Origin of the sequence: Caballeronia sp. dw_19 (genome assembly GCF_018449515.1) — a bacterium.
In the GTDB taxonomy this organism is placed as follows: Bacteria; Pseudomonadota; Gammaproteobacteria; order Burkholderiales; family Burkholderiaceae; genus Caballeronia.
Window position 1 is genome coordinate 112,033 of sequence record NZ_JAAVUQ010000022.1, and the last position, 23,126, is coordinate 135,158.

Here is a 23,126-nt window from a genome sequence, read left to right on the forward strand (position 1 = left end):
CCCATGCGTTCACACAAGGTAAGCCGTGGTCTCTCGTTGCCGCGCGAGATGGGCGGGGCTGATCGTGGCCTTGCGATTTTCAACGGAATGATGACGGCCTTGCTCTGCTACACGAGCATGAGCCCGATGTTCCTCGCGCTGGGTGTCCTTTGCCATTTTTTCTTGCGCTGGAAGACATCGACGGATCCTTGGTGGCGGCTTGTCATGCTGGTCTACAACCGGTATCCCGATGTGTATGAGCCGGGCCCATCTTCCAAGTTCAACGTCCGCTTCAAGCGTCCATACGGCTTTGATCAGGACCTGCCATGCTGAAAAAGGGTTTTACGCGACGCCCCGTGCAGGAGATCGCGCCATGGATGACACTGGTTACGCCGGACATCGTGCTCGACAAAGACGGGTCTCTTTTGACCGTCTTCGAGTTCGAAGGGGTCGATGCTGATAGCCCGAACGCGAACGAAGCGTCGGCCGCTCGCGACAATCTGGACCACGCGTGCCGCAATTTCGACCATCGAGTCACTGCCTGGTGGCGGGTGTCGCATCGGCGCATTCGAGGTGGTATCGAAGGCGAGTTCGCCTCCCCAATCGATGCGCGTCTTGACGCAATCAATCAGGCCAACATCGGCAGCGGCAAGTACTTCCGCAATTCGCACTCGCTCGCGCTCGCGTACACGCCCGAGACAGGCATATCGCGGATTTTCGACAAGATCGGCTATCACATGACGGTGGGCGGCAAAGCGCTACCCATCGCGTTGTTTGAAGCCATCAAGGACATGGTGTTCGCCCGCAGCGCGTTCGCATTCGATCTAACTAAAGTCCAAAGCGAGATCAAGCGGTTCGAATCAATCCTCGACGCGTTCACCGGCGGCGTCACGCGGCTCAAGATGAAGCGGCTTCAGCTTCAGAACGCACTTTCGTTTTTGCACCAACGTGCGAATCCCAGCACGCCGAAGCGGCGAGTTAGGTTTCCCGTCACGCTCCTCGACAGTCACCTGACCGAGACGTTCGTAACGATTGGTGCCCAGGAACTGATGTTTGAGTCCGCGCACGGCAAGCGATTTGCCCGGATCGTGAGCGTCAAGGAGTGGATGGGGTTTCAGGAAGCGGCGCTCGATGTGTTGACCCAGGTAGACGCAGAACTCGACGTCTGCGTGATGTATCGATTTCTCGACACGTCGCGCGCGTCGGCCTACATCAAGAAGATTCGCGGCTTCTACAAGATGGCTGCGTTCAATCCGATCGCGATCATCAAGCAGTTTGCCACGAAAGAAGAGCAGAAGAACGACGAAGGCCGGGAACAGTTGGCCAAGGAGGCGGGCACGGCACTCGCCAAGCTGCAGGCCGAGGGCCAACAATACGGGTTTGCCAACATTTCGGTGGTGGTCTACGGCGACACCTCCGAGGAATGCGACGACGCGACGCGAGAGGTTGTCGGCGCGATCGGCAATGCCGGGTTCGGCGTGATCCTCGAGAAAACGAACCTGTTTGCCTCGTGGGCGACGACGCTTCCGGGTCGTTGGGATCAGCAAAAACGGCTGCAGTTCGTCGAGACGCCCGCAGTCTCTGACATCGCGCCTTTGCGCAGCGTCGGTGAAGGCGGGACGGTCAACGAATGGCTGACTGCGCAGTCAGGCAAGCCAACCGGGCCGCTTACGTGCCTGCCGACCCGGCATCGCACGCTTCAACGGGTTGATTTGCACCATCCGGGCGGCAAGGGCCACTTGCTTGTCATCGGGCCGATCGGCGCGGGTAAATCCGTCGTTCTGAATTTCCTGATGTCGCAGACCGGCCGACATGACGCGCGGCGAATACGTTGCGACAAGGACCGTTCGACGCGGATCACGACAGTGCTGGGTGGCGGGAAATTCATCGATGTCACCGGACGGTTCGAAGCGGCGACAAACGTCAACCCGCTGTCGATGCTCGATTCCGATAAGCACTGGAGTTACATCGCGGACTGGATCCAGTTGGCGATCGAAGATGACAATTTCAGTTGCGAACCGCGGCAGGAGGCGGAGATTTATGACGCGGTGCGCACGCTTGCCAAGGGATTCCCAAGGGAATTCTGGCGTCTGTCGTTTTTCATCACGTTGCTGCCGATCGATCTGCGGGAACGGTTGGCGGTCTGGACCGAGGGGCAAAAGAACGGACATTTCTTCGACCACGTCGAAGACGGCTTCCAGCTTGCCGACGATATCTCGATCGAGATGGGCGATCTCTTCCAAAACTCGCCGGTGGCGGCCGCCCTGTTCCTCGACTACTTCTTCTACCGCATCACGCAGTGGCTCGACGGCAAGCGCTATACGGTCATCGAGATCGAAGAGTGCGGCTTCTTCTTTACCTACCCCAAGTTCTACGCGCGCTTGGAGGTCTGGACCGTGACCATCCGGAAGTTGAACGGTCTGTTGATGCTGGCCACGCAGTCACTCTCACAGGTCGCACGTGTGCCCAACTTCGAGATTCTCAAAGAGAACATCCCGAACATTATTTACCTGCCGAATCCGGACGCGATCAACAACAAGAAGCTCTATCACGACGTGTTCGGGCTGACCGACCATCAGATCCAGATGATTTCCGACGCGGTGCCGAACCGCGACTACTTGTGGGTCACCGCGAGCCAGACCCGCATGCTCGAGGTGTCTTTTTCGAAAGAGTCACTTGCCATGCTTCGCTCGGACGGGCGAGCGCAGGCGATGTTCGACAAGCACTACGCGTCGGGTGCAGCGGATTGGCAGGAGGCCTACATCCGCGATGCGGTTGCCAACGGATAACTGCACGACATGCCAATTTATGAAGAGAGGGACGAAAAAATGCTCCGCAGAATGATTCTCACCGTCGCATCCATTGGCGTGCTGACGCTTGGCTTGGTCCAGGTGTCTCATGCCCAACTGACCGTGATCGATCCTGCAAACTTGCTCAAGAACACCATCACGGCGGCGCAACAGGTTAAATCCGAGGTGTACCAAAACACGAACATCGTCTACCAGTACCAGATGATGCTCAATCAGCTAAAGCAGGCGACCAACCTGAATCCGGCCGCGATGATGTCGCAGTTCAACACGATCACATCGGATATCAATAGTTACTCGAGATACGCCGATACCCTCAAGTCGCTTTACGGTGGCTTGCAGGACAACGCACAGTATCTGACCAAGGTCCAGTCGCTCGTGACGCAGTCGGGCAAGACCCCGGACCAGTGGTTCAACGATCAAAGCACGCTTGTCCAAAACAATGACAAGACAGCGAAAGCGCTGTTTCAACAAGGGGCGGATGTCCAAGCACATGTCCAGACGCTGGCGACGCGCAGGCAGGACATTCAGAACCAACTCTCGTTGGCACCGACGCAGCAGGCAACCGCTGAGTTGACAACCCACATGCTCGATATCGTCGCGAGCCAGAACTCCGACATGCTGCAGATGATGGCATCCAAGCAGCAAAAGGACGCTACCGCGATGCAAGCCCAAGCAGCGACCGACGCGGCCCGGACCGAGGCGCAGAAGACTTTGAGCGACAAACAGGATCAGGAGCGTGCTGCCCTTGAGAATCACGTGTTCAGTGCGACGAAACTTGGGCACTGAGCATGCATATCTCGAACCGGTTCAAGAAAGGTTGGCGCATGGTGATGGTCTGTCTCGCACTCTCATTTGCTTCGATGCTTGGTGCGGGTGTCGCTCGCGCGCAGTCCAACGGGACGAATGACGTTTTTCCGTCCGACATGCCCTCACAGAATGCCGGTGGGGGCGCCGGCACAGCCATCAAGCCCAGCGCAGTCGCGAAGAGTGGCGAGTACTCCCTGGGCGGAAGCAAATTTATTGACCAGATGGGCCATCTTATCAGCGACTCGGTCACCAATGCAGTGACGATCAGCCATTCGGTCAGGGCTGAAGCTGACAAGTTCGCGTTCGGGCTCGGGGTGATTACGCTGGTGTTGGCTGGGGTGAGATTCGCGAGCACTCAAAATGCAATTGCGGCGTGGACCGACGCTATTGAGGAGATAACCATCCTCGGAATTTTCGTCGCGCTCTATCTGGGGTACGACACCGTGGCCCCCGGGTTTTGGACCTGGTTTGTGAAGCTTGGCCAACTCATAAATGGCTCAGACGTCAATCCTGCGATTGCACTGGGCAGCCTCGCGGGAACGATTTACGACGCATGTATGGCCCATATCAGCGCAGCGGGCTGGACAGGTGTGATCCAGATTATTCCGTCTTTGATACCCCTGCTCCTGGCGTTTATCGTTGCGACCTTGGCATCGATTGTGTTTTTCTACTTCCTGGTGCTGGGACAGATACAGGCCGCTTTCGGCATTATCGTCGGGCAGATCGCGATCGCACTGGGGTTCTCAAGCTACACACGGGGCTTTTTCGCCAAATGGCTAGACTGGATGATCAGCTCGGGCATGTACGTGGTGGTGGTTGCCTGCCTGACGCGGCTCATTGGTCAATCGATCACCACGGCAATTGGCAGCGTGGCATCGATTGGCGGTTCGACAGTGGAAGGGGCGGTGTACGTTCTGGACCTCTCGATCTTCGTTTTTCTGATCTCCTTCGAGATTCCGAAAATGGCAGGGATTTTCGGTGGCGGTGCAAGCGTCAACGGCGCTGGGGGCGCCAAGATGGCGGCCAAACTGGCGAAGCTGGTATGACGATCAACTACGTGCCGAGCTCCGCAGATGAACTATTGAGCGTTCATCGCAAGCGGATCGAACTGATCCGCCAGTGCGCCAACGAAAGCAGCGAGACCGAATTTCAACGGAAGTGGTTCTCCGTCCTATACCGTTGCGCCCAATGGTTTTCGACCGTGCCGCTCACGCCCGAGCTTCACCGCGAACCCGGTGGAGCGTTTCGGGCGACGATCGAGACAGCGTTTTATGCGTTGCGGCTCGCAGGCGGCCAAAAGTTCGCCGCCGACCTCACGTCAGAAAAGCGGCGCAGGCTCGAGCCGCAGTACAACTACGGCGTTTTTCTCTCCGCCGTGTGCTCGGCGCTGGATGAGCCGTGCCGCCATTTTGTGATCACGAGGGTTTCCGATCACGCGGACTGGCATCCAGCCGGCCACGGGCCATTGGGCCCTTGGCTCGGCAACGTTGAGTACACGGTGCAGCGCAGGCCCGAGGCAATGAAACCGGAGCGCATGCGCACCGCGACGTACGCGCAGATGATCGTTGGTCGGGATCTCCTCGAAGGGCTGGATCCTCCTGTGCTCGCCGACATGTTTGGTGCTATCAATCCCGACAAGGTGCCGCAAGGGCTGGAAACCCTGTTGCATCAGGTCGTGCGTAAGGCCATCGACGTTTCGGTGGGGTTCGAACGCAAGGCTCAGCAGGGCGTCTTTGCACCGGTGAAGTTCGACGTGCCTTCAGCGGTGCATGTAGCGCTCGAGTTGCAGGCGCAGCCCGTGATGCCGAAGGGGACGATAGTCGATCTCGATACTGGAGAGGTTCTTGCGCCGGCCGCTGCAGTCGCGAGCGCCGCAACGACGCCGGCACCGCAGCCGCCCGCAAGTGCACCTCAGGCTCCGCCTGCTGAGGGGGGTAAAGCGGCGCAACCTCCAGCACTCTCACGATCCTTGCTGGATGCGATCGAGCGCAGCGAGGCGATACCCACGGCGTCTGCCGAGCCCGCCAACCCTGCGGACACCACCAGCACACCGCGGCCGATTGATCCCGCGACCCTTTTCAGCGCTCCTACCAAGGATGTGGCCGCAGCGAGACCAGGAAGTCCAACGAACGAAGAGCTAAAAGCGGTCCTCGGGAACGACTCCGTGATGATCCTCGAATTTTTCCGCGCGCTTGCGCAAGACGTCGCGAATGGCAAAGCGAGCGTTCAGTGGGAAGACAAAGGGCTCGTGTTGCAAAAGCGGCTGGTGGGCGCCTACGGAGTCACGAGTAACACGCTGATCGAAGAGATGCGAAAGCGCAGCCTGTTGCTGCGGGCGGCCGGCAACGAGATCTGCATCCTTGAGAAAGCGGGCCGGCTCATTCAGGAGCGGCCAGTCGCATGAACTACATCAACCACTTTCGGCCGGTGTACGAAGCGCGATCTGCTGCTGTCTGGACCGTCTCCATCGTTGGTATCGCTTCGTCGGGCATGCCCTATGGATGGGTTTTTGCACTGTTCGGGCTCGCGGTCCTCGCCCTACGCGCGCTTCAGACCTGGCGCGCGCTCAGCTTCCGGATGGCGATCTCGACCAAGTGGCTAAGCAAGATCCACATCAAGAAGTTGCTCGCCACCCAGCAGACGATGCGCGCACGTCAGGAATCGATGTACCTCGGCACCGGCTACGAGTGGACGCAAAAGCACTGTCAGATCGCGCACGACATCCTGCGCATGCCGACGACGGACATTCCAGGACTGCCCAAGTGGCTCTCGAAAACCGCGATCGGCCGGGACGTAGAGAGAAGGATCGAGCTGCTCTTCGCGCCGGCGGACAGTATTCGGGATCGGATGCCGCAAGGGTCATCCTGGATCCACGGCATGGAGCCGAAGAAGGTCCGCGTGCCGTTTCACTACAAGGCAATGGGCGGTCACACACTGGTCGGCGGCACGACGGGCTCCGGCAAAACGCGAACGTACGAAGTGATCTCCACCCAGGTGATCCACACGCCGGACGATGTACTGATCATCGTTGACCCCAAAAACGATGCCGACTGGAAGAAGCGGGTCGAGAAGGAATGCAAACGCTCTGGACGCAAGTTCCTCTATTTCAATCAGGCGAAGCCGGCGGAATCGATTCGCCTGAACCCGATCGAGAACTGGTCGCAGCCTTCCGAAATTCCATCGCGTATCGCTCAGCTGATGGAAGAGGGGCCGTTCCGGGACTTTGCGTTTCTGTTCATCGACCGCGCAGTGAAAGGCGAGTTGTACGTTGGCGACAAACCCAATCTGCGGTCAATCCTCAAATACGCGCAGTCTGGGATCGCTACCGTGCTCGAGCGCTGCCTGCGCCGGTTCTTCCCAGAGAATGGCCTGCCAGACTGGGAACAGGAAGTCGCGGTTGATGCTCAGCGTAACTCGCAGGGCAAGAATGACGTCACTCGGCTCGACCTGATGGTGCGTCTGTACGTCGACAGATTCGTTCTACACGACCGCGGGCACGAAACCATCGACGGTCTGGTAGCCACGCACACGCATGACCGCGAGCACTACATGCGAATCATCGCGTCGGCGCTGCCATTGCTGCAGATGCTCGCCACCGGCGAAACCGGTTTGCTGCTCGCGCCGAAGGCAGATGATTTTGACGATGAGCGCGAAATCTGGGACATCGACAAGGTCATCAAGCAAAAGGCCGTGTTGTACATGGGCTTGGACTCGCTATCGAACAACATCGTGCAGAAGGCGATCGCGTCGATGGTGCTCTCGGACGTGGCGGCCGTATGCGGCGCGATCTATAACTTCTACGCGAAGCCTCCAGATGTCGTTTTGATCATCGATGAAATCGCCGAGGCGATCAACGAGCAGGTCATCCAGATCCTGAATAAGGGCCGCGGCGCCGGCTTCAAAGCGTTCGTCGCGTTCCAGGCTCGAGCCGATCTGGAAGCGAAGCTCGGAAACGCAGCAAAAATGCTACAGGTTTTGGGGAACTTGAATAACCAGATCATCTTACGATTGGAAGACAGCGACACCGCACAGTGGTTCAGCGACAAGGTGGGGGAAACGGCCATTCGGATCGTCAATGTCTCGAATAGCACGAGCACCGGTAGCGAGTCTCATGCGATGGAATTCAACGGTTCGCAGTCGCGTACCTTGCAACTGGAAAAGGCTCCGCTTATACCAATCCGACTGATTCACAGCTTGCCGAACCTGCAGTACTTCATGCGGATATCCGGGGGCGCTGTGTACCAGGGACGCATACCAATAATCGAAGGCTAAAACAATCATGTCCGCCGTATTTAAAAACATCATTCGAGACCACAAGCTGTCCACGAAACTCAACCGCGTGTTTATCGTCGCGCCTGAACTGGACTATGCCTGCTCCCGGCTTGCTGATTTCGTCGGCGAGAATTTCGTTGGCCAGTCAGGTCCGCTCGCCAAGGAAATGTTCGAGTCTGCGCTGAGCGGCTACAAGCGTGCAAAAAAAGCGGGTAACGCGCATATCGCATTCATGCAGGGATTGTTTGAACCCGCCAAGCATCTTTACGCGCGTCGGTATATCGCTCGCGACGGCGACAAGATCCACGTGTGGTGCCCAATGATCGAAGCGATCACGGCGTTCGAAGCGCGTTACAGCGCACTGAAAGTTGAAAATTTTGACGAACCATGCCCCGACCACATTACCGAGCGCACGGCCGCTTTCCAACTCGCTGCCCGCGTGCTTCATGGCGAGGCCTTTCGCATGTACTTCGAGGAATACGATGTCGCTCACCGCTTCGATCATAGCGAAATTGTCACTGACTGACGTGGCGCTTGCGCGTCGCGCCCTGGATACCGCGAGCGCGCTAGATGACCCGAATGCGAAGCCTCCTGCTGAGTTTCAGCGCGGAGCCGGTGCCCGCTGCTACGCGTTCGCCGTCATCGCACGGTACCGCCCTGGACTGCTTTGGACCGGGATGGTCGCGGCTATCGCCATTCCGTTTTTCCTCCTCATGAGACTCTTTCACTGATGGCTAGTCGGTTCGGTTCGCACCTGAAGGTGTGGTTCTTCTTCGTGCCCTTGCTCGCGATCGTTGTGATGCCAGCGATTCCGGATCGGACATTGTTTCAGATTCCGGCCGCCGAGACGCAGTCGCTGATCGATTCGCTCGGTACCGAGCGCGCGGACGAGGTCACCCGAGCAGCGAACGAGGTGTTTCGCCATGCTTTCGTCAACAACGGCGTTCTGCACCGCACGATGGTGGCAACGCAAGACTCAAGCGGGATCTCGGATGGGGGCGCGTCGACCTTCGCCTATACCTGGACGCGCAATTTCTGGTTGCTGATTTATCGGATGATCTATCGGGCGATGGTCATGAAGGTCTGGCTGATCGGCACCGCCTGCTTTGCGGCGGCGATGTTCGTCGACGGCACCATGCGCCGCAAGATCAAGGCGTCTGCTGCTGGCTATGCGAGCCCGTTGTCATTTCACCTGGCTGGGCATGGGTTGCTGCTAGTCGGGGGCACGCTGTTCGGTGTGCTCGTCGTCCCGCTGCCTGTTCTAGGCTACTACTGGCTTGCTGTGGGCGCTGTGCTTGGCCTGCTGCTCTGGAAAGCGGCAGAGTCGTTTCAATCGGCGGGATAGCGAAAGCTACACGGTCTTGCTGAGCTTTCTTCGAAATAGCCTCCAACATGTTGGAGGCTATTTTTTTTGCGGTGGCGATGAAGTAGCGATCTGTGGGGCTCACGTACGAAAGCCACTCGAAATAGCGTGTGTTTTGAAGCCAAGCGCAGCCGCGCGAACGCAACAATGTCATGACGGCCGCACATCGTACGGCCCCTATCCAACGGCGAATCCGGACGTGTCCGGGCAAGGGAGAATACGCATGAGCAAAGTAGCGAACAAGGATCAGGTAAACGAGGAACTGGCGGCTGACGGGTCCGTACAGATTGGCGAGGCACCGCTTGTGCCGGCGGCGGGCGACGCAGGTATCGTCAAGACAGACGGCGCAGACGACGGCAGCCTTGAGCTTGAGTTGAGCCAGATGGAGTCTGACGCGGATCGTCTGCATCAAGAGGGGGTGATCTCGACCGACGATGCCATCATGAAAAAGGCTGAAGTCGCGAAGACCCGGCGCCTCTTCCGTGACCTGCCCGCAGAGGATCGTGCGGCAATCATCCGACGCCGGCGCGAGATCGGTCGTCAGTTGCTCGAGCGCCAATTGTCGGGCGCGGCCGTCGTGCAGGTGGCAGTGCGTCTGAACCACACTCGCCTGAAGCCGTTGTTCGAGCAGTGGTGGCCGTACCTGAACCGCATGAGCATCAACATGCAGCGTTTTGGGCAATCGACCTTTGGTGCCGACGATAAGCAAATGGTCGATTCCTGGTTCGAAAAGCAACTCGACGCGATCGAGGAGTACGTGGACGAACAGTTGCGTGTGGCGGATGGCTTTCGCAAGAAAAGCGAGGCGGATTTGCGCGAGCGCGGCGATTACGTCTTCGAACCGAGCATCCCCATGCCCGCACTGGCGATCGACGTCGAGGCCTATTCGCGTTTCTCCATGCGCGTGCTCACGGCGATGACGAAGTTCGACCGGGCGATGGATCAGTTCGATTTCATGGTCTGGAACGGCATCCGCGACCAGTCCGACGTCGATAGCGAAGTGGTGCGTTTCCTGAAGAAGGTCAATCCGCTCGGCGTGCGCGGCTACCTGACCCATCTGCGGCTGATGACAACGGTGCGCGGTGGCTAACGGAGACACGGCATGCTCGACGACCTGAACCCGCAGCAGCGCGAGGTGACAGAGCTTCGCCGCCATTGCGTGGCGATAGCCTGTCCGGGCGCGGGCAAAACGAAGACGATCGCCACGAAAGCCGCGCTGCTGTTGCAGGAGGATCAGGGCATCATCGGTGCGGTGACGTTTTCGAAGGACGCCGCGCTCGAGCTGCGCACGCGCATCCTCGTTGGCGCCAGCAGTTCGGCCAAGAAACGCTTGATCGCAGGCACCTTCCATTCGCTCGCCTTCAAGCAGCTTGCCCGGCCCGGAGCGAGGGCGCCCGATATCGCGTCGGACGGCGATCGAATGGGCTTGGTGATCCGCGTGATGCAGGATCTGGGCATGGAGGGAAAGGCGGAAGATGTCATTCCCACGATCGAGAAGATCAAGACGAATTTCGGCCGTGTCGATCCCGCGTCAGAAGACGGCAGGTTCTATCAGGCGTATCAGGACGCGCTGGCGCGCAATGGAAAGATTGATTTCCAGGATATGTTGCGCCTCGCTGTCGCCGGCATGGAAGCCGGCACGATCCTGCCGTACCCGTTCAAGCACCTGCTCGTCGACGAGTTTCAGGATACGGACCCGCTTCAATATCGGTGGATTGAGCTGCACGCGATCGCCGGCGCGATCGTGACGGTCGTGGGCGATGACGATCAAAGCATCTATGCGTTTCGGGCCGCGTTGGGATACCGCGGCATGGAGACGTTCATCAAGCAGTTCGAGGCGAAGCCCGTCGTGCTCGGCAGCAACTATCGGTGCCGCTCGGAGATCCTCGCGGCGGCCGACCGTCTCATCCGCAAAAACGTTGACCGTATCCCAAAGGTGCTTCGTGCGGAAAAAGGCGCGGGCGGTCGCGTGGAATCCTCGCGGCACAACGACGAATACGCCGAAGCGGTGGCCGCCATCGACACGCTGGGCTCGCATCTGGCGCGCGGCAAGTCCTGCGCCATCCTGGCGCGCACCAACCGCATCCTGGACCCGCTGGAGGCCGTGTGCCGCTCTCATGGGGTCAAGTACTACCGTGCGTCGGGGAAATCGGTCCTGAAGCTTCCTGAGGGGGCGCTGATGTGCGACCTGCTGGAGATCGTCGAGCGGGTGAAGGTAACCGGTCTGGATTCGATCCTGGCTCACTCGGGCATGCGCAATGAGCAATTGCGCTCGCTGCATCAAAGCATGGGGACGGAGCTAAAAATGAAGGGGCGTGCCGAGCTCGTGAACCTTGGTCTGCCCGAAGAAGTGGCGACCAACTACCGCGAGTTCATGAAGCGGCTAACTGAATGGCAGGGGTTGAGCGACCGTGGCTTTCATTCGTTGACGCTTTCGGGCGTCTCGGAATGGATGATGAAATATGCCAAGAAGGAGTCCGCGACGCGGGCAATTCAGGCGACCTACGAGGTACTCTCACGCCTTACCGGCTCGTTTCAGGACCGTATCGACTTCCTTCAGCAGGACAATAATCAGCCGGCGCCGGACGCTCTCATTCTCACGACCATGCATAGCTCGAAGGGACTGGAGTGGGATCACGTCTGGATTGCTCGGGCCGAGGAGACGATCGTTCCTGACGAAAAGAGTACCGAGCCCGAAGAGCGGCGCCTGTTCTATGTGGCCATGACCCCCGCGCGCGAATCGTTGATGATTTCGGCGATCAAGAAAAACTACACGTCTCGCTTTGTCGTTGAGGCGGAACTGACGACGGTGGACGGCGGCGAGATGCTTCGCGTCGGTGCCGCATAGCACAGGAACATTCCATGCCTGCGACGATTTCGTTGTTGTCTACTGGCCAGCATGTTCTGGCATCCCTCGCGCTGCTGTTCGTCTTGCGCCGCGTTACCCGCGCTGTCCCGCTGTATGATCCGCCGGTCTTCGCGCTCGAAATCTTTCTCACGGTCTTATGCCTGGCGTTCACCATTGCGCTGACTGGCCTTCTCCGGGCAGTTGCCGGCTACATGGGAAACCAACTCGATTGGTGGGATGCCCTGTTTCTCGTGGTCTGACCATTGTTTTTTCTGTCCTTGCTGTTGCCGGACGAACGCTCGCCGGATGGGCTGGAAGTCGAGGATGCCTCCGACATGGCTGCGATCCGATCGCGGGGCCGAGCCGATGCTGAAGCCGGCATGTCCCCGCGTGCGAACCTCTATACGACAATATCCGAGCAACTCGCCTACAGGCGGAGCCTGTTGGAACATCGCCGCGTGCTGGCCAACTTGCATGGCAAAGCCGATGCCGAGGCTGGCAGGCCTGCACTCGAGCATAATTTTGAAACGTTCGGCGAACAGCGCGCGTACATGCAGGCATATGAAGAGGTCCAGCGAAAACGGCAGCCATGACGCCCAGCAAAATGAAAAGCCCGCGTTGCGGGCTTTGTTGATTCTAGTGATCGCGCTGCGCTACTGGTTTGCAACGGCGCGTGTGATCTCTTTCACATTGGATTCGTTCTCGATAGTCAGTTCCTTCGATATGCGCTTGAGTGCACCGTTCAGCGATGCACTCGGCCCGAGCCGAATCGTGCCGCAATAAAAGATATTTCCGGATACCTGGCCGTTGATTTCGAGCGATTCGCGCGCATGCACGTCGCCTTCGACTTTGCCATCGATCTGTACATGCTCGCCTTGTGCTGTACCTTTTATCAGGCCACCTTCACCCACATGCAGCAGACCCTTGGTCGAAACGATACTCCCGTCGACCAAGCCGAAGCAGCTTACGCCGTGATCAAGGATAAGGTCGCCGTTAAGCGCCGCGCCTGCGGCGACAAGCGTAATGTTGAGATTGGATTTCAATGGTTACCTCTTTGGTTTAGGTAGCAGGAGCGGATTGGTTAGCGCGCTGCACAGGGCGGTGCGTGGTTTCCCAATTTCTCCGGGCCGATGTGTCGCACCTTGCCTATGAAGGGTGATGCGCCGCATCGCGCGACTCGCTCAAAACATTTGCACTTCGTTGGACCCGGCGCGCACAGGCGGTGAGGGACTCTTTTCAGGTGCCGGTGACGACGGCTCGCTCAGTGCTGCACGAGGCTTGAGCGCGCGTTGCGTTGGCTGGCGAACAGGTTTCACGGTGGCCTCTGGTGCGTCGGCCGGCCTCGCTGTCGGTTGGGGCGTGCTGGGAACCGTTGCAGCGAGCGAAGCCGTCGCAATGCTGCTGCTTGCGACCGGATTGACAGCTACGGGTGCGACGGGCGTGGATTGCGGCGCGACGGGCTGCGGAGTATGTGCGCGCTCGGCGTCGTCGGGAGCTGCACCCTGAACCGGTTTCACTTCTGCCGCTCGGGCTGTCGTGGCACGTCGAATTGGCGAATTGATGGCGCGCTGTTCGTCGCTTGACATGGTCGGAACTGCGCTGCGCGTCGTTTCGAGCGGGCGCGAGGCGACCGCTTGACGGAACTGCTCGGCGGTCAATCCTTCCGGCGCGCCTCGATTCGCGGCGTCCATCGGTGGTGTCATAGCCACTGGCCGCGACGGACTGGCGTCGATTTCGCGAATCGCTGCGGCCGGCTGCGCATCGGTTGGCACCGATGCGGTGGCCAGCCCCGCATCCGTGCCAGACGACGTCGGTGCAGAGGCGGTGGGCGCGGCCGGTGCGGGCTTGTCGGCATGCCAGGACTTGTACAAAGAAGCCGATCCAACGCCGGCCGTTGCGACCAATGCCGCCGTGGCGAGCGCGATGCATGAGCGCTTGAATCCCGGCTTAAGGCTCGACCACCTACTACGCCCTGTGTCCGGAGCTTCGCGTGCGATCTTCTCCGGTGCCGGGAGCGCCGCGATTCTCGCCGGCAGGTCGATCGTGAAAGGTTCGGTGGAAAACTGCGCGTGCAGTCTCTGGATGTCACGTAAGTCCATATGAGCGCCTCTGGTTGATAGGTCGAGCTTACCCACGCCGCGTTGAAGTCAAGCGGCGCGAAATCGACATGCGAAGTCTTTAAGACTCGATGCCCGATCCGGGAACGTGTGTGCCGTCTGACGCGAACTGGTCAGCGTCCGGGATACACAGGAAGGGGATTTGGTTAATTCGCGCTTCGGCAGCGTCGAGAATGCTTTGCCGTTCTCTCGCGGAGACGGTGAGCGCCATCTGGCAGCGCATCGTGCCGATGAAGAGTCGGTCGTATTGCACCAGCAAGCGCACGAGAGTCCCGGAGAGGGCGTGTTTGATTTCCAACTCTATTTTTTCGGCCTTCACCGGCATGACACGCTGGTGTCTTCTCGATATCGCCGCAACCGTTTTGCTCAGCCAGGCGTCCGCGACGCGGAACTCATTTTCAATTGCGCGCAGTTTTCCGTTGCGGGCAACAGCCATCTTCGCAGCGGCGAAGTTGTAGTCCGAGCGCACGAAATCGCGTACATAACGCGAGTAATACATGAACTCGGTTCGCGCGAGCGTCGATGGGGTGATCCGTGCGAGCCGATCATCGCTTGTCAGGCGCTGGATCGGTTTGAGCCCGGACTGCGACTCGGCCACATTTGGCGGGTCTTTCTGCGGATCTTCAGGCAATTCTTCAAGAACAGCGGCCATGGCATCTTTTCGGGTGGTCTCTCTCAGTGTCAGATTGTCGTTGAACGTATTCGTCTGAAGAGATTGAAAGCTATGCGATATTTGTGAGCTTTTGCCCCAATGCAGCGGCGCCAATCCGCAATACTCACTCTATTCCCCGCGTCTCTGACGCATCGACCCTCGACTCGCAAGCCCGGAGTCCATCTTTTCTCTGCAAGCCGTGCTCTTGAGCATGCTCCGACCGGTTGGCTACTGGTGTGGATAATTTCTTGTGCTGAGTGACTCGCCACCCACTCCCCAATTTTCAGCCGTGATACTCGTACCTGGTCCGCATTCATTTGCGCCGGTACATCGTTCGAACCTGGATATCGGGTGTTCTCTCTCCAGAGCCTGTTCTGGGTAGAACGATCGAAGTTGGCTGATCCGTGATCCTGCGGCGGAATGTATTTTCCGAAAAAGGGTTGTTGCGTAGCGTGACCATGCTGCGCGAGGACGACTTTACGTCCTCTGACAGAGCCTTCACTGGCTCCCTGTGCGCCACGTCCCCAGAAGGGACGTGGCGTGTAGGTCTCGTGTAGTCCTATTACCTATTTGCGAAGCTCGCTCCTTAACCGGTGCGGGCTTTTTTTTCGTCCGTGCTTTCACGGGCCTTTTCTAACGGGGGTTGCCTATGTTGTTGCAGAACCGTCTAAACCAGCGCATCGCGGAAACGATCAAGCAATCGATCGAACTGGAGCGCCAGGAAGCTGATACAAGCACCGCCTCATGGCGGCAGCGTTGCGAGGTGGCTCAAGTCGCGATGTATGGCGATGCCGAGCGAACCACTTTTATCCACCATGTCACCGAGAAGCGCGGTAGCGATGCTGCCCACGAGATCCAGTCTGGGGCAGCAAAACTTCGCACGGCGGCGATCTTTTTTCTTGCGAGCAAAACATCATGAATGCAGTCGTATCGATGTTGGATCTGACACCGCGCAGTCTCGTCGAAGAGCGGGCCATCCGGCCGCCCACGATTGGCAAGATTCGCCCGGGTATCAAAGTGCTGACACGTAAAGCACAGGAGAATCAGAAAGCCGTTGATCTGTATAAAACGATGGTCGCGGCCGGCGACTCGTACGAGACGATCGGCAAGGTCATCGAATCGAAACTGAAACTAAGTAACGCGCTCGTCCCGAAAAACGTCCCTTACTTCGTCTGCCGCCGCTCGGATTTTTCCAACCCAGCAACGGCCGACGAGATTCTGAAGCTCTACGGTGAGGATCGAGGCGACGGACTGCGGCTGTATCGTTTCCCGGTCATGTTCGCCTTCGATGACTGGCTTCGAAACGTTCCCAACGAGATGGCGGTCTACAACACGACCAGCCGGCTTTTCTTCTCGCAGTATGGGAGCGACGGGAAACGCTACTGCAAAACGTACGCCCCGGTTGAACGGGATGCGCGGGCGCAGCGTGCGAAGCGGTCCTTTGGCGGCAGACTGATCATTTACCGGCAGGACGACGACATACCGGACGGCGTTTGCGACCCGCAGGTCTGCCCACAGTATCAGGCGCGCAAATGCAACCTGTCGGCGACGTTCTTGTTCGTGATCCCGGAAATCAAGGGACTCGGCCTGATCGAATTGCCGACGAACTCCATCTACGTGCTGCAAAAGGCGTATTCCGCAATGCAGACCGTCTCGCTCGCGCGGGGCAGACTCACCGGAACGCGATTTTGGCTCTCGAAGCGGGAATTCGACATCACGCGCATTGATGAAAACGGTCAGGCCGTCAGGCAGAAGCAGATGTTGACGGTCCTCGATGCAGATATCGATCTTGGGGCGTTGCTTGATGCGGCGGAAGGCACGGTACCGGCTCTCGAGGCTGCAAATCGCGTCGTCGCGCTGATCGAACCCGATGCCGCTGCTCGTGCGGTGGACGAACGGACGATTGACCTCGACGGTTCACAGTCAAGCACTTCATCAGAAGGGGACGGCAACGTGGGACGCGGTGATGCACCGGACGTCGATCCTGATGAAACGATCGAGGAAAAGCGGCATCGTATGTCGGACCTGCTGCAACGCCTCGGATTGAACCATCCAGACCGGCAACAAGACTTTCGCATTTATGCGCACGTCACCTACGGAAAAGGGTGGTCGGAACGGGCAACCGACATCGACCAGATGAACGCATGTCTCGTGGCCGCGCTGGCGAAGCCCGACGATCTTGAGGCTGAGATTGGAAAGGCGTTGCAAGCCGTCTCTCCTGCGTGAGGAGAAACGATGGCGCGTATCTACGAAGCGACGTGGGACGAGACCTACGTCAATCCCGGCACACGCATGCTGTCTGAAAAGCACTTTAATTCAGACAACGGCTACGACGCCGACGACCTTCGCGTATCAACGCTCTCGCAGTTGGAGAGTTGGCTGAACTCGACGGTAATCATCTCATTGTGAAGCGTATCCAGTAGTTCAGGAGACGACTCACACGCCAGCCCTTCGGGGCTGGTTCACCTTCTTGTTCGATTCGATGTCCGAGACCGAGAGTGCTTCAGCAAGCCCGTTTTGCTAAAGAGCTTTCGACCGCGTGTTCACGCATCGAATTCGTCCGCTTCGGCGGCCATTCCATCTTTCTATACGGAGCATCTTGCGATGCCGGAATCACAATCAATTCTGCTTGGCCAACAACAGATGGGCTTCGGAGGGTGTGGTGGAAAAGTCTTCACACTTTTCACGGCCGACAAGACCGCGCGCATTGTTGCCCAATGCCAGGCATGCAAGAGCACGTCCTTTATAGAACCCGAGCCCTCGAAGCTGCAAATCGAGTGGGGTGACGGCGACGGACGTCTCACGGTCTTCTGAAGAAACACAAATTTTTTTGCGACGCCTCCATTGCGGCGTCTTATCCATGGGGCTGTCTTGGGAATGCTCCCTTGGCAGCTTTTTCATTTGAGGAGGCGACATTGAAAATCGCTCATTTTTCTGACTTGCATTACGCGCCGGGCAACCTCGAGGAGGCGGACCGATGCTTCGGGTTCGCGGTGGGGAATGCGATCACGCTCGGGACGGATTTTGCTGTGATTTCCGGCGATGCAACTGACCATCGGTTGGACGCTCACTCGCCTTCGCTGAACCGGTTGGCCACGCAGATTCACCGGCTTGCGCGTTCAATGCCGGTGCTGATGCTGCAGGGCACGTTTTCGCACGAGCCGCCGGGCACCTTGAAGAACTTTGCTTTGATGGGCACCGAACATCCGGTGTTCGTCGCCGAGCGGGTGCAACAGGTGAGTTGGTTCGAGGGTCAGTTCTTTGCTTCCGACGGGCCGCTGTTCAGTCCGGAAGAGCTCAAGAGCGTGCTGACGATCGGCGCTGATATCGTCTTCACCTGTTTGCCCACGATCAACAAGGGCCAACTGGCGGCCGCGGTTGGCGCGAAGGATGCGGCGACCGCGTTGGGCGACGTGCTCAGCGACTATCTTGCGGCGGCCGGCCGGGTGAATAGCCAACTTCGGGCGGCCGGAATTCGGACGGTCGGTGTCTCGCACGGCACGGTCAACGGTTGCACGACCGAGCACGGCGTCACGATGGCGGGTTTCGATCACGAGTTCTCGATCAGCGCGCTGTTCGACGCCGAATGCGACGCCTTCATGCTTGGTCATATCCACAAGCACCAGCAGTGGGAGCGTGCTGGCCGGCTGGTCGCCTATCCGGGTTCGATCGGACGCTTTCACTACGGCGAGGAGGGGGACAAGGGCTACCTCCTGTGGGATGTGTCCGCCGGCGACGCGAGCGCGCAGTTGGTGGCGACGCCGGCGCGCGAGACCGTGTGTATCGACTTTGACGGGCCGCCCGACATGGCGCGGCTCGCCGAGATCGCTGCCAGTTCAACGGACAAATTCGTGCGCGTTCGTTGGCAGGTTGATGAAGAGCATCGTCAGTCGGTGGATCGCGAGGCGATTGCCGCGCTTTTCTTGGGCGCGTCGGAACTCAAGGTCGAGGCGCGCATTCTTCCGGTCACTCGTAGTCGTGCGCAGGGTATCAGCCTCGAAGCAACGGTTGAGCGCAAGCTCGAACGTTGGTGCGAACTGACTGAAGTGGTCCCGGCGCCGTTGCTCGAGCGGTTTCATTTGCTCGAAGCCAACGATGCCGAATCGATTGCGGCCGAGATTCTTGGTCGCATTGATACCTTGGCGCTGCCGGCAAGCAACGAAGCCCCGGCGTCTGAGGTGGCGGTGCATAGCGCGGCCGTCGACGATGAGTTACCGGTCCTGGATGCATCTGTTCAAACCGTCAACTCGTCGCCGGCGTCGTGGCTCGAGGATGATCTTTTCGCAGCGTGAGTTGCCAACCCAGCGAGAGAGGCCAGTCCGGCTCTCTCGCCGTGAACACAGCCGTGTTCCGATAGCCCACCAGGTTATCGAAACAAAGGTTTCACCGCGTCCTGGACGCATCGACGTAGCAATAGCAGGTCCTTTTTAAGCAGTCTATTTCCTTTACCCTGGCGGGGAGCAATCCCTACCGGGATCACTCCGCCTCATTTTTTGAACGGAGTGTGAATATGTTTGGTTTGTATCCTGCCGGAGCCGCTTGGGTTCGCACATTCGCCACGGAGAAATTCTCCGCGCGCGATATTCAGAAGTCACTCGTTGACCACGCGCAGTTCATCGCGGGCATCTTTCATCAACCATTTGGCGAGCAACGTGGGGCAGTCGCCGCGCAACTCGGCAAGATCCTGGTTCTGTCTACCTCGCATGGCAATGCAACCCAAATTGCGGTCGCACCCAACGTCGAGCTGCAAAATCTCCTCTGGTCGTTCGAGAAGGGATTTTCAACGCAATGGTCGGCAGTCGAGATCCGAGCGTTGACCGGTTATTCGGGATGGGAAGAATTGCTTACTGGCGTTCGACACGAATTCGCGGCTGCTTGCGAAGCCGTGCAGAAAGCGGTGAACGGAACGCTCGAAGCGCCGCCAGCGCCCGAGTCAACCGTTCACGAGTCTTTTCCTGATGACGACAACGACGCGTTCTATGCGCAAATGGCTGAGCTTTCGCAGCAGCCGATGGAGATGCCGTCATGCGTCCTCTGAAACTGACGCTGGAAGGGTTCTATGGCGTTCGCGATGGCATGCACCGCGACAGTCTCACGCTGGATCTGGAAAACATGCCGGAAGGCCTGATCGCGTTGACCGGTCCGAATGGGGCCGGAAAGACCACGATCATGGACAACTTGCATCCGTATCCGATCATGCCTTCGCGTGCGTCGAAGCTGTCCGTTGACGCCTTTTCGTATTGGGATCACATCTGTGCGCCTAACGCGCTGAAGGAACTCGAATGGGAGCACGACGGTATCCGTTATCGATCTTCTTTCACCTTCAGAAAGCCGGGCAAGACAGGCAAGGCGGAGTACTACCTTGCCTACCGGTCGATGGATGGTGAGTGGCGTCCGGTGTCGCTACCGGACGGCACAGTGTCGGATGGCAAAGCGGAGACATATAACCGCTGCGTCGACGCGATCAACGGCACGCTCGAGACGTTCTTCACCAGCGTTTTTTCGGCTCAAAACCGCAGGCCGCTTGCGGCATACGGCGTTGGGGAAATCAAGACGTTGTTGGCGGAGCTGCTCGGCATCGAACACCTGAAAGCGTTGTCGGCGAAAGCCGGCGATGTCGCGAAGCTGCTTGTTCGCTCGCTGGATGGGATTCAGGCCGAGATCGTCGCATTGTCACGCAAGCGTGAACGCGTGACGGAAGTCGAGCGACTGATCAACGTGGACTTTGATGCGCTTCGTGCGGCTCGTACAGAGCGCGATGCGGCCGTCACTACGGGCACCAACTTGGCCCAGCAGCGCGCGACGCTCGCAGTCAAGCAAGGGGCGTCTGCCGCCATCGAAGCACGCTTGCGCCAACTCGGCGTACGGCGTGACGAACTGACGAAAGCTTCCAAGACGCTGTCCGATGACGACACGGCAACGACGACGCGCGTACAGCAACGCACGTCGGGGCTGAACAAAACCGTGGCCAGTCATCAGGCGACGCTGACCCAACGAGAAGCAATTCTCGGTGCGGCAGCGCAGCGTGATGAGGCTCAGCTTCTGATCGGTCGTGAGGCAAACCGTGTCGAACCGCTGCAGAAGGCAATTGCGCTCCTGGAAGTGAAGCAGGTTCAGCACGCCGAGCTGCAGGGCAAGTTACGCGGGCTGGAAACAGAAGGGCCGACGAAAGCCGCCCACTATGAATCCCTGTCGAAGCAAGCGGCCGTCGTGGAGTCCGTTCCCTGCGTTGGACACGAGATGCATTCAACGTGTCCGTTGCTGTCACAGGCGCGTGAAGCCAAGGCGCAAGCCGAGGTTCAGCGCATTTCCGTGGCGGAACTTCGCACGACCTACGCAAGCACGAGAAAGTTGGCGGCCGAAATCGCGCCAATGATCGAGCAGCTTGCTACGAAGCGTGCGGAACTCAAGTCAGTGAGCGACGTGATTTCTGCGGCGCGCCAGAACTTGCAGAAGGCGACGGAGTTGGCTGCGAAAAAGCCATTGCTGGACGCCGCAACCGCGGGGCTCGAGACCGCGCTGTCTGAACTCAAGGCTTTGGCCGATGAGGAAGGCGCAAGGCGAATTCGTGTCGATGCTGACAAGGCGCGGTTCATTGCGCAGTTGACCGAAATCGCGGAAGAAGTTGCCCGGCTCGGCGCGGTCGATGTAACGGCAGCCATTGCCGACATCGATCGCCAGATCGTGGCCAACCGCGAGGCGCTTGTGACGTTGGATACTCGGATCGAAGGGTTGATCCGCTCGCAAACGACATTGCAGGCTGAATGCGGCCGGCTGAAGACGGAGTTGGACGGCTTTTCTGCGACGCAGTTGCGCGCAGATCGGCTGTCGGACGAAATCTCGCGCTGGAAGCTGTTGGCCAAGGGGCTGGGCAATGACGGCGTTGTTGCTCTGACGATCGATGATGCGGGGCCGGCGTTGACGCATACCGTGAACGAGCTGCTGTTGGCTTGTTATGGACGGCGTTTCACCGTCGAGATTCGCACTCAGCGAGCGCTGGCCACTGGCGAACTGCGCGAGGGATTCGAGATCCTCGTGCACGACGCTGACAACGACAGCACCAAGTCAGTAACGGTGATGTCGGGTGGTCAAAAGGTCTGGATCAACGAGTGTTTGACGCGGGGCATCGCGTTGTACCTTGGGCAGAACGCGGGTCAGTCGTACCAGACCCTGTTCAGCGACGAATCGGATGGCCCGCTCGATCCAGAGCGCAAGCTCCAGTTCATGCGGATGAAACGTGAGGTGCTGCGCCAAGGCGGGTATCAGCGTGAGTTTTTTATTTCGCAAACACCTGATCTTGTTGCAGAAGCTGACGCAATCATCGATGTGCAGGCGCTGGCGGCCTGACTGATTCAGTTTCACCCCCGTGGGGATCGCTCCCCATGGGGGCGGTCTCCGTTTTTTCTTAACTCGCGCTCCTCAGGGCGCGTTTTCATTTCCTCTGCCATGTACAACATTTTCGTCATTCTGCTGGCCACTGCTGGCGGCTCGGTCATGCCCGGTCCCGTAGTGCAATCCGATTCCGCGAAGGCGGTTCGTCCGCCGGCAGCTCGGCACCAACGCGAGGCGGTGCCGCGAAATATCCCGAAGCGGTCGGAAACTCGTCCTATTCGACATATCTGACCATGTTTAAATCCCCCGCCTCTTTTGAGGACGCGGGGATTTCGCCGTATACCCTTTCGGAGTTTCTATGAGAAATCTCAATCTTCAGCGCTTCACCGCAACGGTTCTCTTTGCGGCCTCGTTGGCGCTGGCCGCACCCGCGTTCGCCGCTGCGCACGATGAAGTGCAGGTGGCTTTCTCGCCCTATGGGGGCGCGCAAGCGCTGGTCCTGAACACCGTCGACAGCGCACGGCGATCGATTCGCCTCATGGCGTACTCGTTCACCGCCGCGCCAGTGGTGCGGGCATTGCTCGATGCCAAGCGGCGAGGGGTCGACGTCGCAGTGACAGTCGATTACCGGAGCAACGTGGCGGAAGATCGCAGCGGCAAGGCACGCGCTGCGCTCGGAACGCTTGCAAACGCGGGTATTCCAGTTCGCGTGGTTCGTGCTTTTTCTATTGCTCACAGCAAATACATAGTGGTCGACGGCGAGACGGTAGAAACGGGCTCGTACAACTACAGCCAGCAAGCGGCTCGATTTAATTCCGAAAACGTCCTGGTGCTGTGGGCGCGTCCGGACATTGCGCGGGCCTATCTGCAAAATTGGGAAGAAGTCACGGCGCTCGGCGAGCCGTACGTTGCGCCCTAGAACCGAATTCATCGCATGACGATCGAT

At 58.8% G+C, this 23,126-nt stretch carries 23 protein-coding genes; 19 read left to right on the forward strand and 4 right to left on the reverse strand.

Going from position 1 to position 23,126, the window contains the following annotated elements:
• Positions 1-3 precede the first annotated feature (3 nt).
• The 12 genes from HB376_RS25885 to HB376_RS25940 all read left to right on the forward strand — a co-directional run bounded on the left by HB376_RS25885 (position 4) and on the right by HB376_RS25940 (position 12,672).
• Positions 4-312 carry a VirB3 family type IV secretion system protein gene (locus HB376_RS25885; RefSeq protein WP_213766577.1) on the forward strand — a complete coding sequence of 103 codons (309 nt, stop codon included), beginning with the start codon at positions 4-6 and terminating at the stop codon, positions 310-312.
• Positions 306-2,768, forward strand: coding sequence for a type IV secretion system protein VirB4 (locus HB376_RS25890; protein ID WP_213766578.1), 2,463 nt, complete (start codon positions 306-308; stop codon positions 2,766-2,768). The genes HB376_RS25885 and HB376_RS25890 overlap by 7 nt, the downstream gene beginning before the upstream one ends.
• Before the next feature lie 39 nt (positions 2,769-2,807).
• Positions 2,808-3,575: a type VI secretion protein gene (locus HB376_RS25895; RefSeq protein ID WP_213766579.1), complete on the forward strand. Its 768-nt coding sequence runs from the start codon at positions 2,808-2,810 to the stop codon at positions 3,573-3,575.
• A 2-nt stretch (positions 3,576-3,577) separates the two neighbouring features.
• Complete coding sequence (locus tag HB376_RS25900) at positions 3,578-4,642, forward strand: type IV secretion system protein (RefSeq protein ID WP_213766580.1); 1,065 nt, start codon at positions 3,578-3,580, stop codon at positions 4,640-4,642.
• Positions 4,639-6,000 (forward strand): TraI domain-containing protein, encoded by a 1,362-nt coding sequence (locus HB376_RS25905; protein ID WP_213766581.1) that lies wholly within the window; start codon positions 4,639-4,641, stop codon positions 5,998-6,000. Before HB376_RS25900 ends, HB376_RS25905 begins: the two co-directional genes overlap by 4 nt.
• On the forward strand, positions 5,997-7,868 hold the full coding sequence (gene traD, locus HB376_RS25910) for a conjugative transfer system coupling protein TraD (protein WP_213766582.1): 1,872 nt from the start codon (positions 5,997-5,999) through the stop codon (positions 7,866-7,868). The genes HB376_RS25905 and traD overlap by 4 nt, the downstream gene beginning before the upstream one ends.
• A 7-nt stretch (positions 7,869-7,875) precedes the next feature.
• Complete coding sequence (locus HB376_RS25915) at positions 7,876-8,394, forward strand: hypothetical protein (RefSeq protein ID WP_213766583.1); 519 nt, start codon at positions 7,876-7,878, stop codon at positions 8,392-8,394.
• A gap of 201 nt (positions 8,395-8,595) precedes the next feature.
• Positions 8,596-9,213: a DUF4400 domain-containing protein gene (locus HB376_RS25920; protein WP_213766614.1), complete on the forward strand. Its 618-nt coding sequence runs from the start codon at positions 8,596-8,598 to the stop codon at positions 9,211-9,213.
• A 241-nt stretch (positions 9,214-9,454) separates the two neighbouring features.
• Positions 9,455-10,321 (forward strand): ATPase, encoded by an 867-nt coding sequence (locus HB376_RS25925; RefSeq protein WP_213766584.1) that lies wholly within the window; start codon positions 9,455-9,457, stop codon positions 10,319-10,321.
• A 12-nt stretch (positions 10,322-10,333) separates the two neighbouring features.
• Complete coding sequence (locus tag HB376_RS25930; RefSeq protein ID WP_213766585.1) at positions 10,334-12,079, forward strand: ATP-dependent helicase; 1,746 nt, start codon at positions 10,334-10,336, stop codon at positions 12,077-12,079.
• Positions 12,080-12,093: 14 nt separating this feature from the next.
• The gene (locus tag HB376_RS25935) at positions 12,094-12,339 is read left to right on the forward strand and encodes a hypothetical protein (protein WP_213766586.1); all 246 of its coding nucleotides are present in this window, start codon (positions 12,094-12,096) and stop codon (positions 12,337-12,339) included.
• A 3-nt stretch (positions 12,340-12,342) separates the two neighbouring features.
• Positions 12,343-12,672, forward strand: a complete 330-nt coding sequence (locus tag HB376_RS25940) for a hypothetical protein (RefSeq protein WP_213766587.1) — start codon at positions 12,343-12,345, stop codon at positions 12,670-12,672.
• A 60-nt stretch (positions 12,673-12,732) separates the two neighbouring features.
• Here HB376_RS25940 and HB376_RS25945 read toward each other — a convergent pair whose 3' ends face one another.
• The 3 genes from HB376_RS25945 to HB376_RS25955 all read right to left on the reverse strand — a co-directional run bounded on the left by HB376_RS25945 (position 12,733) and on the right by HB376_RS25955 (position 14,848).
• The gene (locus HB376_RS25945; protein WP_213766588.1) at positions 12,733-13,122 is read right to left on the reverse strand and encodes a polymer-forming cytoskeletal protein; all 390 of its coding nucleotides are present in this window, start codon (positions 13,120-13,122) and stop codon (positions 12,733-12,735) included.
• Between the two features lie 138 nt (positions 13,123-13,260).
• Positions 13,261-14,178 (reverse strand): hypothetical protein, encoded by a 918-nt coding sequence (locus tag HB376_RS25950; RefSeq protein WP_213766589.1) that lies wholly within the window; start codon positions 14,176-14,178, stop codon positions 13,261-13,263.
• 79 nt (positions 14,179-14,257) lie between these two features.
• Positions 14,258-14,848 carry an AcaB family transcriptional regulator gene (locus tag HB376_RS25955; protein WP_213766590.1) on the reverse strand — a complete coding sequence of 197 codons (591 nt, stop codon included), beginning with the start codon at positions 14,846-14,848 and terminating at the stop codon, positions 14,258-14,260.
• A gap of 649 nt (positions 14,849-15,497) precedes the next feature.
• On the opposite strand from HB376_RS25955, the gene HB376_RS25960 reads away from it, so the two are divergent.
• The 3 genes from HB376_RS25960 to HB376_RS25970 are packed head-to-tail and all read left to right on the forward strand — an operon-like array spanning position 15,498 to position 17,257.
• A complete protein-coding gene (locus HB376_RS25960) occupies positions 15,498-15,767 on the forward strand; it encodes a hypothetical protein (protein WP_346730582.1) in 270 nt (89 codons plus the stop codon).
• Positions 15,764-17,074, forward strand: a complete 1,311-nt coding sequence (locus HB376_RS25965; RefSeq protein WP_213766591.1) for a hypothetical protein — start codon at positions 15,764-15,766, stop codon at positions 17,072-17,074. Before HB376_RS25960 ends, HB376_RS25965 begins: the two co-directional genes overlap by 4 nt.
• Before the next feature lie 9 nt (positions 17,075-17,083).
• On the forward strand, positions 17,084-17,257 hold the full coding sequence (locus HB376_RS25970) for a hypothetical protein (protein ID WP_213766592.1): 174 nt from the start codon (positions 17,084-17,086) through the stop codon (positions 17,255-17,257).
• A gap of 210 nt (positions 17,258-17,467) precedes the next feature.
• Here the strand turns inward: HB376_RS25970 and HB376_RS25975 are convergent, their stop codons facing one another.
• On the reverse strand, positions 17,468-17,710 hold the full coding sequence (locus HB376_RS25975; protein WP_213766593.1) for a hypothetical protein: 243 nt from the start codon (positions 17,708-17,710) through the stop codon (positions 17,468-17,470).
• Positions 17,711-17,763: 53 nt separating this feature from the next.
• On the opposite strand from HB376_RS25975, the gene HB376_RS25980 reads away from it, so the two are divergent.
• From HB376_RS25980 to HB376_RS25995, 4 genes are all read left to right on the forward strand, one after another.
• Complete coding sequence (locus tag HB376_RS25980; RefSeq protein WP_213766594.1) at positions 17,764-19,140, forward strand: metallophosphoesterase; 1,377 nt, start codon at positions 17,764-17,766, stop codon at positions 19,138-19,140.
• Between the two features lie 218 nt (positions 19,141-19,358).
• Positions 19,359-19,886: a hypothetical protein gene (locus tag HB376_RS25985; RefSeq protein WP_213766595.1), complete on the forward strand. Its 528-nt coding sequence runs from the start codon at positions 19,359-19,361 to the stop codon at positions 19,884-19,886.
• Positions 19,874-22,195, forward strand: coding sequence for an SMC family ATPase (locus HB376_RS25990; RefSeq protein ID WP_213766596.1), 2,322 nt, complete (start codon positions 19,874-19,876; stop codon positions 22,193-22,195). Before HB376_RS25985 ends, HB376_RS25990 begins: the two co-directional genes overlap by 13 nt.
• A gap of 343 nt (positions 22,196-22,538) precedes the next feature.
• Positions 22,539-23,099 carry a phospholipase D family protein gene (locus tag HB376_RS25995; protein WP_213766597.1) on the forward strand — a complete coding sequence of 187 codons (561 nt, stop codon included), beginning with the start codon at positions 22,539-22,541 and terminating at the stop codon, positions 23,097-23,099.
• The last annotated feature ends 27 nt before the right edge of the window (positions 23,100-23,126 follow it).